Origin of the sequence: Bacillus cereus group sp. N31 (assembly GCF_016483245.1) — a bacterium.
GTDB lineage: Bacteria > Bacillota > Bacilli > Bacillales > Bacillaceae_G > Bacillus_A > Bacillus_A toyonensis.
This window is the reverse complement of sequence record NZ_JAEHCH010000006.1, coordinates 103,153-116,769: the sequence shown is the minus strand read 5'-3', so window position 1 is coordinate 116,769 and position 13,617 is coordinate 103,153. Positions and strand designations below refer to the sequence as shown.

Below are 13,617 nucleotides of genomic sequence, written 5' to 3'. Positions count from 1 at the left end.
GGAGGAAAAAATAAAATGATAAAGCCTATTAGAATTGGTATCGGTGGCCCAGTAGGTGCTGGGAAAACAATGTTAGTTGAAAAGTTAACAAAACATCTAAATACAGATTATGAAATTGCAGCAATTACAAACGATATTTATACGAAAGAAGATGCAAAGATTTTATTGAAAACAGGTGTTTTACCAGAAGATAGAATTATTGGTGTAGAGACAGGAGGGTGCCCGCATACAGCAATTCGAGAGGACGCTTCTATGAATTTTGAAGCAATTGAAGAACTCATGATTAGACATAATAATTTAGATATTATTTTTATTGAAAGTGGGGGTGATAATTTAGCTGCCACATTTAGTCCGGAGCTAGTGGATTTTTCAATTTATATTATTGATGTGGCACAGGGAGAAAAGATTCCACGTAAAGGTGGACAAGGAATGATCAAATCTGATGTATTTGTGATTAATAAAACGGATTTGGCACCTTATGTAGGGGCTGATCTTGGAGTTATGGAGCAGGATACGAAAAATTACCGACATAATAAACCATACTTTTTTACAAATTTGAAGGATGAGGAAGGTTTACAAGAATTAATAAATTGGATGCGACAAAACATTATGTTAGAAGGATTGAAAAAATGAAATCCCCTACAGGTGTCTTAAATATTGATGTGATGGAAAAGAGACATAAAACCGTACCTATTAAGGTTTATCATAAAGATGCCTTAAAAGTAACGCAGCCAATATATTTGGACGAGTATGGTAGAGCATATTACTATATTATGAATTCTGGTGGAGGCTATTTAAAAGGAGATTTCTATTCTATAAATATAAATGTTGGTAAAGATGCGAAAATATATATAACAAGCCAATCGGCAACGAAAGTTTACAAGACTCCAAATAGTTATGCTTTGCAAGAATTGAATTTTTATATTGGTGAGAATGCTGTTATGGAATATCTACCAGACCCGTTAATTATGTACAAGGATGCAGCATATAAGCAAAAAACAAATATATATATGCAAAATAATTCTACATTGATTTTATGCGATTCAGTTACGCCTGGTTGGTCGCCAAATATGGAGAAGTTCACATACCAATATTTTGATTCGTTAACAAAAATATATATGGAAAATAAACTTGTAGTATACGATCATCTATTGCTAAACCCTTTCAAAGAGTCGTTAGATCAAATGGGAATATTAAATCAATATTCCCATTATGGTACTTTCATAGTTATTAATGAGAACATTACAGATGATTTAATTGCAGCATTGAAAACATCGCTTTCTAACACTAACAATATGAAAATTGGAATATCTTCTACACCATGTAAAGGCTTTGTCATACGCATACTTAGTCATAATACAGAGGATATGGAGTCTATATTTTTTCAGTGTCATCGTTTTGTTAGAGAGAATTGTCTACATGAAGAATTAACATCCTATCGAAAATATTAAGTAAGAGAAGGGGATACTATGACTAATGTGGGATTATTGTTTGTCGGTGCAGTTCTATTTATGAATTCACTAGCAGCTTTTAAACTCATTGATAGCAAAAGTGTAGGATACTTTAATTTATTTGTAGGGGCATTACAAACTTTAACACCATTATATTTATTATTTACAGGAAGTCAATCTGATGAGTGGACTATCCTATCTAATGGAACTATTTTCTTATTTGGTTTTACTTATTTATATGTTGGTCTTACGAATATATTAAAACTTGATTCTGCAGGTGTAGGTTACTATTCTCTTTGGGTTGCTATCATTGCAACGGTTATGGGAATAGTGAATCAATTACATGAGAGTGGAAGTCTACAAAGTACAATAATTTGGTTCTTTTGGGCATTCCTTTGGTTTTTATTTTTCCTACAAGATGGATTGAAAAAGAAGATTCATATTTATGTAGGTATTGTTTGCTTCGTTGAATCCTGGATTACTGCAACAGTACCAGCTCTGTTAACACTTACAAATCATACAGACGTGTTAAATAATTTTGTAATTATTTTAGCGACTATTATAACGATTGTAGTTTTTATTATGGCACTTTTCTTTTTCAAAAGTATTCAATTTAAAGTAGAAAGGGTTAGTAACTATGTGGAAAAGTGAACTGAAAAAGGCAACTAACTTTTTTGTTATTATTATATTTCTTCATGTGCTTGGAATTCTCTTATTATTACCGGCACTGTATAAAGGTAATAGCATAATCGGAATAGCTATTATTGCATATTCTTTAGGATTGCGTCATGCGTTTGATAGTGATCATATTGTCGCAATTGATAATACTGTTCGGAAATTAATTGAAAAAGGTAAAAACTCACAGGGGGTAGGATTTTATTTCTCATTAGGACACTCTACAGTAGTATTTGTGATGATTGTATTAATTGCTTTAATTGGAAAAACTGCAAAACATGGAATGGAGAGTTTTTCAACTATAGGCGGTATTATCGGTACAATCGTTTCTAGTACATTCCTTATTATTATCGGTTTTACCAATCTGTTGTACCTTATTAAAGTGTTACGAAGTCACGAGGACAAACAGCCAGAAAACTTAGGGTTTATATACCGTTTCACGCAGCGCTTATTTACGTTTATTGATAGTCAGAAGCAATTGTATATGATTGGTTTTTTATTTGGGCTTGGTTTTGATACAGCGAGTGAAATTGGATTAATTGCTCTTTCTACAGTAACCGCAACAAGTCAATCTATTCCACTTGTCAGTATATTTGCTTTTCCTATTTTGTTTGCTGCAGGAATGTCATTGATGGATACATTAGATAGTACATTCATGAATACGAATTATAAGTGGGCAATGGAAAATAGTCGAATAAGAAATTCATATAATGTATTCATTACCTCAATATCTGTTATAACGGCTTTTTTAATAGGGGGATATCAACTACTATCTTTGCTTATTGAAAGCTATAATTTACAGGGACCGTTTTGGAATCTCATACAGGTAGTTAATTTTGATTATCTGGGTATATGTCTTGTTGTATTCTTTATTATTTCTCTTATTATTTTTGCTGTATGGAATAGAAATGTCTTTAAAGAACCACTTACAAAGAGTATAGAGAAATAAAAATATATCGTATGTTATTTGGTTCATTATATATAAAGTAAAATAAAAAACACGTTAGATGAAAATGCATCTAACGTGTTTTTTGTTATTTATGTTCCTTATATTCATGTACTTTTTCTTTCACATTACCGACTGTATCTTTAGCAGTGCCTTTCACCTTATCCCATTTTCCTTCGGCTTGTAATTTTTTATTGTCAGTTACTTTCCCGACAACTTCTTTTACTTCGCCCTTTACCTTATCGATGGCACCTTCTACTTTTTCTTTTAAACCGTGTTCGTGCTTAGTCATACATTTCTCCTCCTTGTAGTTTGATTAGAATTCTCTTTTCATATTGCAAGTTGAATGATGTATCTAGTAATAGCGTAACAAATTTAGTTTGAATATTCAAATGATTAATGGGATAGAAAAGAAATTGTCATAAAATGTATACATTCGTAATGGAAAGAAAAAGAAAGTAAATTATATGTCTTTCGCAGTCCATATTGATTTTGTATAAGCGATTTTCATATGAGCACGTTCCATATTATTTTGACTGCCGCTACCGAACCTTGCTTGTCCAACTAGTAAATTACAATGGGATTCAATAGCTGTCTTAATCCGTTTTTGAATTAATGCAGTATGACAGCCTTTACGCTGAAATTCTGGCAAAGTAGCAGAAGCAGCTAGTGATGCGATACCTTTATGTATATAGAGTACACCGATACTGGCTGGTGTGTTTTGGACTTCGGCTATGAAAAAATGCCACCCGGGTTTATTGTAAAGAATTTCGTTATTTTGGCGAACACCATCTTTTGTAAAGGATGGCATGTTAAATCCACGTACATATATATCTGCAAAAATATCAAACTCATTTTCTTTTAGTTTGCGTACTGTAATTTTAGAAGGAAGAAGGGATGAATCTTCTTTCGGTATACTATATAAAGCGGTATGGAAGCCGGAATGGTAAAAACCTTTTTGAGATAAGTATTGAAAGAGTTCAGCTGTGCCTTGAGCTGGTGTAATTTCAAAACGACAAGGAATTTGTAACGATTGATAATAAGAGAGAATTTCATCTATCTGATCTGTATTTGTAAGACCTTTTACCGTATTAAAAGCAGGACCAGCAATTACTTGTGATGAGAAGGCAGTGGCACTACCGAACTTTTTCATTTGCACTTGCATTGGATTTTCGCTCATTGCTTGTAGTCCCTCTAATCTAGAAGAGAGCATATCAATTTCTGCGCTTTCAATTTTTGTTGCTATATCGAGTGTCATAACAGTAGTCATAAGATTCCTCCGTTAATAAATATATTTCATAGTACATATACGATTTTTGTTCTGAGATTCCTGTTGAAATGTGAGAGAATAAGAGGTTTTTTGGAAGGGAAATGGAAGTGAGCTGTCGAAGGGAGTGGAAACAGATTAAAGGTGGTGCTCTCATGAAACAAAAAGCCGTGCAGACATGCTCTAATTGTGGTTCCAAAAACATAGGAGAAGGTGAGTTTGTCGGATATGCACAAATACGGAAAAAGGAAACGATGTTCACATCTTCACCGGTGGATGCTTATATTTGTACAGATTGCGGGAATATCCTTTTACTAAAGGTACGGAATTATGAGAAGTTTAAGCAGAAGCCGTTATGATTCTTAAGAAGTGGTTTTATTAGAAAAGTTAATAAGAGTAATATTTTACATATATATGAGTATGCCTCAGATAAAGAGATGAAAACATATACTGTATATAGTTCGTTATATGACACATAAAAATATATAGAAGAAATTGTGAGTCAATAGGAGAAAGAAAAAGCAGCTCCTCTTGGAATATTTCATATTGAAAACTCCTTTAAATGAATAAGGGAGTTTTTATTTTTGTAACAATAATTACCTTTAATTGTTATAATTGGTTATTAAGAGGGTGTGTTTTATTAACGCCATAATCATAGAAGAAAAATAGCTAAATCGTATATAAAACCGCTATATAACACAATTGCAACCGTAAGTTGACAAAGTGCAACCGCAGGAAGATAGAGATAAGGGCAATGTTTACATACAATTTAGTTAAGAAAACAAAGGGGGACACACATATGAGATTTGGTGAGAAGCTTTTTAAATTAAGAAAGGAAAAGGGCCTTTCTCAAGAAGCATTAGCTGAAAAATTAAACACAACAAGGCAAGCGGTTAGTAAATGGGAAAATGGTCAAGGTTTTCCTGAAACTGAAAAGTTAATAATGATTGGAAATGTATTTGAAGTATCTCTTGATTATTTATTAAAAGAAACTGCTGAGCAAAGTAATGAAAAAGAAAATGGTTATTATGTAAGTAAGGAAATGGCAGAAGGGTATGTAGTGTATGGACAAAAAATTTCTAAATATATTGCGTTAGGATTTAGTTTGCTCATTTTATCGACGATACCATATTTACTATTTAAGGAAAATGCAACAATGTCTACGTTCCTTGTCATTATCATTGCAGTGCTTGGGATTGGAGCAATGATGGCACCTGTAACGATAGAAGAGAGTCGATACAATGTATTGAAAAAAGAAGAACTACTATTTGATCAAAACTTTTTAAAAGAATTGACAAAAAGATATGCAACTATTAAGAAGAAATATGCGGCAGTAGTAATCGTTGGATTTTGTTTTATTGCAGCAGGCGCGATACCGTTTTTGTTTGAGAAAAAGCATATCACTTCAGGGGAATTAGTTCAGTATTATCCGTACTGTGTTGTACTTATTGCTATCGGAGTTTATCTTTTTGTTCGTGTGTTAGGGGTATGGGAGATATATCGAATTTTAGTAGAAAATAAGGAATACAGTAATCGTTTTATTTTTAAACTGAAAAAGAAAGTAAGAAAAAAGGTAGATAGTTTATAATAGATAAAAAACATGTTTCGAATCAATGTATTCAAAACATGTTTTTTATCGTTCTGAATTATTTCCAAAGAAATAATTCAGAAAATACAGAAAAATGTCGTAATCATTTGTAGAAGTCTGCTATAATAAACGAAAAATGAAAACGTTTTAAAGGGGGATATAACCAATATGATGATGAATGTACCGCTAACAATTAGTTCTATGATGGAAAGAGCAGAGAAACTGTTTTCGAAGAAAGAAATTGTTTCACGGACACATGATACAGTTACAACGTTAACGTATAAGCAGTTAGGGGAAAGGACGAGAAGATTTTCAAGTGCGCTAAAAAAATTAGGAATAAAAGAAGGCGAGCGTATAGGAACGTTAGCGTGGAATCATCATCGACATGTGGAGGCGTATTTTGCTATTCCAGGTATTGCTTCCGTTTTACACACAATTAATATTCGTTTATCTCCTCAACATATTTCATACATTATTCAGCACGCAGAAGATCGCATTCTACTTATAGATGAAGATCTCGTACCACTCGTTGAAAATATTCAATCACAATTATCAACTGTACAAGCCTACATTATTATGACTGATAAAGATGAACTTCCAAATACTACGCTAGAACCTGTATATCATTATGAAAAGTTATTAGAAGAAGGCGATCCAAATTTCCAATTTGTAAAAGATATTGATGAAAATACACCTGCTGGTATGTGTTATACGTCAGCGACTACAGGAAACCCAAAAGGTGTTGTATATACGCATCGTAGTACTGTATTGCATTGTATGGCACTTGGTTTAGCGGATACAGCTGCTTTATCGGAAAGTGATGTGGCGATGGCAATTGTACCGATGTTCCATGTGAACGCTTGGGGACTTCCTTTCGCTGCTACTTGGTTTGGAACAAAACAAGTTCTTCCAGGACCGATGTTTACGCCAAAAATTTTATTAGAAATGATTCAAGCTGAAAAAGTAACGATAGCAGCAGGTGTGCCGACAATTTGGCTCGGTGTATTACAAGAGTTAGAAAATAATAGTTACGATTTATCTAGTATAACGAGAATATTATGCGGTGGTGCAGCTGCACCGAAAAGCGTTATTAAAGCATTTGAGCAAAAATATAATGTTCCTTTCGTACATGCATATGGTATGACTGAAACGAGTCCACTCGTAACGCTTGCACGTTTAAAAAGTTATGAAACAGAATTATCATATGAAGAGCAATTAGAAATCCGCTCCAAACAAGGATATCTTGTACCTGGTGTAGAGATGAAAGTAGTCGGTACAAATGGTGAAGTGAAGTGGGATGGTACGGAGATGGGAGAATTATGTTTACGAGCACCTTGGATCGCTGAAAGCTATTATAACGATGATCGTACTGTCGAAGGATTCCGTGACGGTTGGTTATATACTGGCGATGTCGTTACAGTTGATGAGGAAGGCTGCGTGAAAATTGTTGATCGTACGAAGGATGTTATTAAAAGCGGGGGCGAGTGGATTTCTTCAGTCGATCTTGAAAATGCTTTAATGGCACATGATGCTATATTTGAAGCGGCTGTCGTTGCAATTCCTCATCCGCAGTGGCAAGAACGCCCAGTTGCCTGCGTTGTTCAAAAGAAAAATAGTACGGTTACAAAAGAAGAAATATATGAGTTTTTAAAACCGCAGTTTGCGAAGTGGTGGTTACCAGATGATATTGTATTTATGGAAGAAATACCGAAAACATCTGTTGGAAAGTTTTTAAAACAGGCACTTCGAAAAGAACTTGAGCATTTGCATAAAGAGAAATAACAGAATTGTCATTTGTAAACTTATATTAATTTATGGTTGACAAAGGAAAAATAGGAAGATAATATAACTCCTATAATATGTTATCTAAAAACGATTTTAAGTTTACAAATAGGAGAGGCAAATATGAATACAAAAAATTTAGTTTTCGTCGCTTTATTTAGTTCTATTATGGGAGTGTTAGGGTTAATACCTCCAATTGCTCTTTCTATCACACCAGTTCCGATTACATTACAATCACTTGGTGTTATGCTTGCAGGTGGCCTGTTAGGATCACGTCTTGGGGCATTAAGTCAGCTCGTTTTCTTACTTATAGTTGGAGTTGGAGCACCATTACTTGCGGGTGGACGTGGGGGTCCAGGTGTATTTGTTGGACCAAGTGCAGGATATTTACTTGGTTATATCGTTGGAGCGTTTGTAATTGGATATTTAATTGAGCGTTTACGTGAAGTTTCTATTATAAAAGTATTATGTATTAATATAATTGGTGGTATTTTCGTAGTTTACGTATTTGGCATTACTGTACAAGCTTTCTTAATGGATGTTTCTGTATGGGAGACAATGAAAGTGAGTGCTGTGTTTTTACCAGGGGATTGCATAAAAGCAATTATTGCAGCAATTCTCGTGACAAAATTACATCGTTCATTGAAACACATTATTACGCCCGCTTTAAAGAATGGAAAATATACAAATGCGGGATGATAAAGAGAAGAAACACGTTCATTACGTGTTTCTTTTTGTTATTTTGTAAAGAAAGGACGTCTCAAATGGGGATTATAAAAGAATATAAAAAGCATGCCTCTTTACAACCGAATAAAATAGCGATAAAGGAAAATGATAGAGCTTTAACATATAAAGAGTGGTTTGAATCAGTTTGTAAAGTAGCAAACTGGTTGCGCGTAACAAAATCGAAGAATAAAACAATAGCAATTGTATTAGAAAATCGTATGGAGTTTTTACAACTATTTGCGGGTGCTGCTATGGCTGGGTGGGTTTGTGTACCATTAGATGTGAAATGGAAAAAGGATGAGCTAAAAGAAAGACTAGCAATTAGTAATCCGGATATGGTTGTGACGGAACGGTATAAGTTAAATGATATTTCAGATGAAGAAGGAAGAGTACTTGCAATTGATGAATGGAAACAAAGAATAGAGAACTACCTTCCTACAGATTATCCTGGAGAAAATGTACAAAATGCCCCTTTTTATATGGGATTTACATCAGGATCGACTGGAAAAGCAAAAGCATTTTTGCGTGCACAACAATCGTGGGTTCATAGTTTTGATTGTAATGTACATGACTTTCATATGAGAAAGGAGGATTCTATTTTAATAGCTGGAACGCTCGTTCACTCTCTTTTCTTATACGGTGCAATAAGTGCATTATATGAAGGACAAACGGTGCACGTTATGAGAAAGTTTATTCCAGATCAAGTGTTGGATAAGTTAGAGACTGAAAATATTTCGGTCATGTATACAGTACCAACAATGCTGGAGTCTTTATATAAAGAAAATAGAATAATAGAAAATAAGATGAAAATTATTTCGTCAGGAGCAAAATGGGAAGCTGAAGCGAAAGAAAAAATAAAGAGTATATTTCCTTATGCAAAAAAATACGAATTTTACGGTGCATCAGAACTAAGTTTTGTAACAGCATTAGTCGATGATGAGAGTGAAAAAAAGCCAAATTCAGTAGGGAAACCCTGTCATAATGTGCAAGTTCGAATATGTAATGAAGCAGGAGAAGAAGTACAGCTAGGTGAGATAGGAACAGTTTATGTGAAAAGTGATCAGTTTTTTATGGGATACATATTAGATGGTGTTTTAGTTCCAGAGCTAACTGAAGAGGGCTGGATGACAGTACATGATGTAGGCTATAAAGATGAGGAAGGGTTTATATATATAGTTGGTAGAGAGAAAAATATGATTCTATTTGGTGGAATTAATATTTATCCAGAAGAGATAGAAAGTGTGTTATATACGCATCAAGCTGTCGAAGAAATTGTTGTTGTTGGTGTAAAAGATAGTTATTGGGGTGAAAAGCCTGTCGCTATCGTAAAAGGAAGTGCTACGAAGCAACAATTAAAGAGCTTTTGCTTACAGAGATTATCCTCTTTTAAAATACCGAAAGAATGGTATTTTGTAGATGAAATACCTTATACAAATAGCGGGAAAGTAGCCCGCATTGCAGCCGAAAGTATAGTTAGAAATCAGGAGAAGATACATGAATAGAGCAGTTATTGTAGAGGCGAAAAGAACGCCCATTGGTAAGAAGAATGGGATATTGAAAGACTATGAAGTTCAGCAATTAGTAGCACCACTTCTTTCATTTCTAGGTAAAGGAATTGAGAGGGAAATAGACGATGTTATATTAGGGAATGTTGTTGGACCAGGGGGTAATATTGCAAGATTATCTGTTTTAGAAGCAGGACTTAGTTATCATATTCCTGGTGTAACGATTGATCGGCAATGTGGTGCTGGTTTAGAAGCGATTCGTACCGCGTGTCATCTCATTCAAGGTGGGGCAGGTAAGTGCTATATTGCCGGGGGAGTAGAGAGTACAAGTACGTCACCTTTTCAAAATAGAGCGCGATTTTCACCTGAAACAATTGGTGATCCTGATATGGGAGTAGCGGCTGAATTTGTTGCAGAGCGTTATAACATAACGAAAGAAATGCAAGATGAGTACGCTTGCTTAAGTTATAAGCGGACGCTACAAGCATTAGAAAATGGATATATACAAGATGAAGTATTGTTACTTAATGGATTACTAGATGAAGTAATAAAGCGAGAAATGCAGTATGAAAGAATGATTAAGAGAACAAAACCTGCATTTTTACAAAATGGAACGGTGACGGCAGGGAATTCGTGTGGTGTAAATGATGGGGCGTGTGCTGTACTTGTAACGGAAGAGGGGCAAGCTCGAAAATTAGGATATAAGCCAGTTCTTCGTTTCGTTCGCAGTGCTGTAGTTGGAGTGGATCCAAACCTCCCGGGAACTGGTCCGATATTTGCCGTGCAAAAACTACTTAGAGAAATAAATTTAGCAATAGAAGATATTGATTGTATTGAGATGAATGAAGCGTTCGCTTCAAAAATTGTTGCTTGTGCAAAAGAATTACAAATTCCATATGAGAGGCTCAATGTGAATGGTGGTGCAATTGCACTCGGTCATCCGTATGGTGCATCTGGGGCTATGCTTGTGACACGTTTGTTTTATCAAGCGCAAAGAGAGCATATGAAGTATGGAATCGCGACATTAGGAATAGGGGGCGGGATAGGGCTTGCTTTATTATTTGAAAAAGTAGAAGACTAGCAAGCTAACTAGTCTTCTACTTTTTGAGGAACATAAGCATTGCTACCAGGTTTTGCTTTTATTTCGTTCCAAGCAGCGATAACGTCAGCTTTTGATTTTCCTTTGTTATTTGGATCTTCGAAAAAATCGCGAGTAAAACGATTGTATTCAAACTGTGTACCAATAGTTGTTTTATACGTAGGGTCTTTTTTACGTTCGTTTTCCTCATACCAAAACGTTATAGCGTCTTCATATGTTTTTCCGATATTTTCTTTAAAAAAATTTTGAAGAGCTACTGTAAAGCGGAAGTTTTCTCCAATTTTTTCTTTAAAAAAAGCACGTATATCTTCGCTACATCGATGATTTTCAGTGATAATCGTTTGCAGGGAAAGATCTTTATTGGATAGGGAAGCTTTACTCACCTTTTGATGAGAACTGTTTTTTAATACTTTACCTGTAGTTAAATAATGTGAGATACGACCGCTTATTTCGATCTTAGAGCCACTAGCTGGTAAATCATACTCACGACAAAATATTTGTAGTTCAGCTTTCAACCAATAATAGTTTTGGAAATCTTCAAGAGATATAGACTTTGTTAAAGGTGGACGCATGAATGTAACAACTTCTTTCTTCCATAATTTCCTTTAATTATAAAACATACGTTCTTTTTGTGGAAGGATTAATTTGTAAATGTAATAGGAAGAGGAGATTACATATGGAAAATGTAATGCAAGTTCGTGTTACTGGAATTTTAATTGAAAGCGAAAAGGTATTGCTAGTAAAGCAAAAAGTTGCTAATCGGGATTGGTCTTTACCTGGGGGAAGGGTAGAGAATGGTGAAACGTTAGAAGAAGCGATGATTCGAGAAATGAAAGAAGAAACGGGATTAGATGTTAAGGTTAAGAATTTATTGTATGTTTGTGATAAACCAGATGCTCTCCCGTCTTTATTACATATTACATTTCTGCTTGAAAGGATTGAAGGTGAAATCACTTTACCTTCTAACGAGTTTGATCATAATCCAAGTCAGGATGTACAAATGGTGCGAATAGAAGAATTAAGTAGTTATGGTTTCTCTGAGAAATTTACTAAACTTGCATCTGAAAAATTTTTGAATGCAGGAAGTTACCAAGGTTTAAAACAAAATATTGGGTTGTAAATATAAACTACTTTGAATATTGCTTTTTTCGGTAAATCGATATTTCTTGTCGAATCGTCGATATATGGTAAGTTATGATTGATAAAGTCAAAATGTCGTTCCTGAAATTTCATTTACCGTATTAACATGTATGAAGCAAAAAATAAGGAGATGTCCCTAGTTTGAAATTTCGCTAGACGACATCTCCTTAAGAAATGTTTTACACTGCAGATTGTAAAGAAGAAATAAGCTGATGTAAAAACTCATCACCGCTCATAATCGCTTTCCCACCACCGCGAGCGCTCTTTTTATTTCCGCCACCTTTTCCTTCAATTGCAGGAAGTGCATCTTTTAAAAGAGCATTCATATCGAGCGTTACTGTTTTTCCACAAGCGAGGATGCATTGTAGTTTGTCATCATTTTCAATGACGAAATACGTAATTGCATGCTCTTGTTGTTCTATAATGATAGCAGATAGTTTGGCAACTTCTTGCATAGAACGATTTGTAAATACTTTAGAAATAAGGAATCCAGCATGTATTTCTGCAGGCTGTTGTAATAGTTCATTTGCCTCTGCAAATAATAATTTTTCATTCATTGTTTGTATCGCTTTTTCGTTTTCTTTTTGAGAGATAAGAAGTTGTGCTACTTTTGCTGGAATATCAGTTTCGCTACTATTTAATTGTTTAGAAACATCTTTCATAATTTGTTGCTGTTGTCCCATTAATTTCAGTGTGCGCCAGCCAGCGATAAACGTTAATCGTATACCACCTTTATTACGCTCCCAATTAAGTACTTGAATAAGACCTACTTCACCTGTATGTCTCGGATGAGTTCCACCACAGCCGTTATAATCAAAATTTTCGATAATAACAACGCGTATATTTTCGGTTAAAGTCGGTTCTTTACGAAGAGGTAACGTTTTCGCTTCCTCTAAGTTCATCCACTGAATACGGATTGGGTGGTTTTCAAAAACAATATTGTTGGCAATTTGCACTGCTTTTTCAATCGTTTCTGCAGGAAGATTTTCTGTTTCTAAATCAATTGTCACCGTTTCTTTTCCAAGGTGGAATCCGATAGTGGGTATGTTAAAATGATCCCAAAAAGCAGCAGATAAAATGTGCTGAGCTGCATGTTGCTGCATATGATCAAAACGGCGCTCCCAATTAATTTTACCTTCGACTTCTGCTGTTTCTAATTGTTCTGCAATGAAGTGGCGGATTTCTCCATTTACTTCTTCAACATTAGTGACTAAGGTACCATTTAGTGTGCCAGTATCATATGGTTGTCCACCGCCTGTTGGGTAAAATGCCGTTTCATTTAAAACAACATATAAGTTATCTTCTTTATCATAATCTTGCTTTATAATTTTCGTAGTAAAGTCTTTCGTATAAGCGTCGATGTAATATAATTTTTGCTCCAATTTTCTTTCCCCTTTCGTATTCACTCGTTTCATTGTAAAACAATTGAAATAAGTTT

General features: G+C 34.6%; 15 protein-coding genes and 1 pseudogene. 12 read left to right on the top strand and 4 right to left on the bottom strand.

Translation table 11 applies throughout. The features are described 5' to 3' along the window. Positions 1–15: 15 nt before the first annotated feature. From ureG to JDS81_RS10920, 4 genes are read left to right on the top strand one after another with little or no spacing between them, the layout of a single operon-like run. Positions 16–633, top strand: a complete 618-nt coding sequence (gene ureG, locus JDS81_RS10935; RefSeq protein WP_097953692.1) for an urease accessory protein UreG — start codon at positions 16–18, stop codon at positions 631–633. Continuing rightward, on the top strand, positions 630–1,451 hold the full coding sequence (locus JDS81_RS10930; protein WP_097953691.1) for an urease accessory protein UreD: 822 nt from the start codon (positions 630–632) through the stop codon (positions 1,449–1,451). Before ureG ends, JDS81_RS10930 begins: the two co-directional genes overlap by 4 nt. An 18-nt stretch (positions 1,452–1,469) precedes the next feature. After that, on the top strand, positions 1,470–2,102 hold the full coding sequence (locus JDS81_RS10925; protein WP_097953690.1) for an AmiS/UreI family transporter: 633 nt from the start codon (positions 1,470–1,472) through the stop codon (positions 2,100–2,102). After that, positions 2,089–3,075: a HoxN/HupN/NixA family nickel/cobalt transporter gene (locus JDS81_RS10920; protein WP_097953689.1), complete on the top strand. Its 987-nt coding sequence runs from the start codon at positions 2,089–2,091 to the stop codon at positions 3,073–3,075. The genes JDS81_RS10925 and JDS81_RS10920 overlap by 14 nt, the downstream gene beginning before the upstream one ends. An 85-nt stretch (positions 3,076–3,160) precedes the next feature. Here the strand turns inward: JDS81_RS10920 and JDS81_RS10915 are convergent, their stop codons facing one another. Together JDS81_RS10915 and JDS81_RS10910 are read right to left on the bottom strand one after the other, a co-directional pair. Beyond that, positions 3,161–3,364: a CsbD family protein gene (locus JDS81_RS10915; protein WP_095690377.1), complete on the bottom strand. Its 204-nt coding sequence runs from the start codon at positions 3,362–3,364 to the stop codon at positions 3,161–3,163. 171 nt (positions 3,365–3,535) lie between these two features. Next, positions 3,536–4,342, bottom strand: coding sequence for a GNAT family N-acetyltransferase (locus JDS81_RS10910; protein WP_097953688.1), 807 nt, complete (start codon positions 4,340–4,342; stop codon positions 3,536–3,538). Between the two features lie 152 nt (positions 4,343–4,494). Here JDS81_RS10910 and JDS81_RS10905 point away from each other — a divergent pair, with 152 nt between their 5' ends. The 7 genes and pseudogenes from JDS81_RS10905 to JDS81_RS10880 all read left to right on the top strand — a co-directional run bounded on the left by JDS81_RS10905 (position 4,495) and on the right by JDS81_RS10880 (position 11,021). Beyond that, positions 4,495–4,698 (top strand): hypothetical protein, encoded by a 204-nt coding sequence (locus JDS81_RS10905; protein WP_097953742.1) that lies wholly within the window; start codon positions 4,495–4,497, stop codon positions 4,696–4,698. Positions 4,699–4,716: 18 nt separating this feature from the next. Then, positions 4,717–4,845 (top strand): annotated as a pseudogene (locus JDS81_RS30360) (GNAT family N-acetyltransferase); the annotation flags it as partial. 293 nt (positions 4,846–5,138) lie between these two features. Further along, complete coding sequence (locus JDS81_RS10900; RefSeq protein ID WP_097953687.1) at positions 5,139–5,927, top strand: helix-turn-helix domain-containing protein; 789 nt, start codon at positions 5,139–5,141, stop codon at positions 5,925–5,927. A gap of 168 nt (positions 5,928–6,095) precedes the next feature. After that, positions 6,096–7,709, top strand: coding sequence for a long-chain fatty acid--CoA ligase (locus JDS81_RS10895; RefSeq protein ID WP_097953686.1), 1,614 nt, complete (start codon positions 6,096–6,098; stop codon positions 7,707–7,709). Positions 7,710–7,832: 123 nt separating this feature from the next. Then, positions 7,833–8,408 (top strand): biotin transporter BioY, encoded by a 576-nt coding sequence (locus tag JDS81_RS10890; protein WP_001093347.1) that lies wholly within the window; start codon positions 7,833–7,835, stop codon positions 8,406–8,408. A gap of 65 nt (positions 8,409–8,473) precedes the next feature. Then, positions 8,474–9,937: an acyl-CoA synthetase gene (locus JDS81_RS10885; protein WP_097953685.1), complete on the top strand. Its 1,464-nt coding sequence runs from the start codon at positions 8,474–8,476 to the stop codon at positions 9,935–9,937. Further along, complete coding sequence (locus JDS81_RS10880; RefSeq protein WP_199688513.1) at positions 9,930–11,021, top strand: acetyl-CoA C-acyltransferase; 1,092 nt, start codon at positions 9,930–9,932, stop codon at positions 11,019–11,021. The genes JDS81_RS10885 and JDS81_RS10880 overlap by 8 nt, the downstream gene beginning before the upstream one ends. Before the next feature lie 8 nt (positions 11,022–11,029). Here JDS81_RS10880 and JDS81_RS10875 read toward each other — a convergent pair whose 3' ends face one another. Then, positions 11,030–11,611, bottom strand: a complete 582-nt coding sequence (locus JDS81_RS10875) for a DUF6434 domain-containing protein (RefSeq protein ID WP_097953683.1) — start codon at positions 11,609–11,611, stop codon at positions 11,030–11,032. A 104-nt stretch (positions 11,612–11,715) separates the two neighbouring features. Here JDS81_RS10875 and JDS81_RS10870 point away from each other — a divergent pair, with 104 nt between their 5' ends. After that, positions 11,716–12,159: an NUDIX hydrolase gene (locus JDS81_RS10870; RefSeq protein ID WP_097953682.1), complete on the top strand. Its 444-nt coding sequence runs from the start codon at positions 11,716–11,718 to the stop codon at positions 12,157–12,159. Positions 12,160–12,358: 199 nt separating this feature from the next. Here JDS81_RS10870 and JDS81_RS10865 read toward each other — a convergent pair whose 3' ends face one another. Further along, positions 12,359–13,561 carry an alanyl-tRNA editing protein gene (locus tag JDS81_RS10865; RefSeq protein ID WP_176521112.1) on the bottom strand — a complete coding sequence of 401 codons (1,203 nt, stop codon included), beginning with the start codon at positions 13,559–13,561 and terminating at the stop codon, positions 12,359–12,361. Positions 13,562–13,617 lie beyond the last annotated feature (56 nt).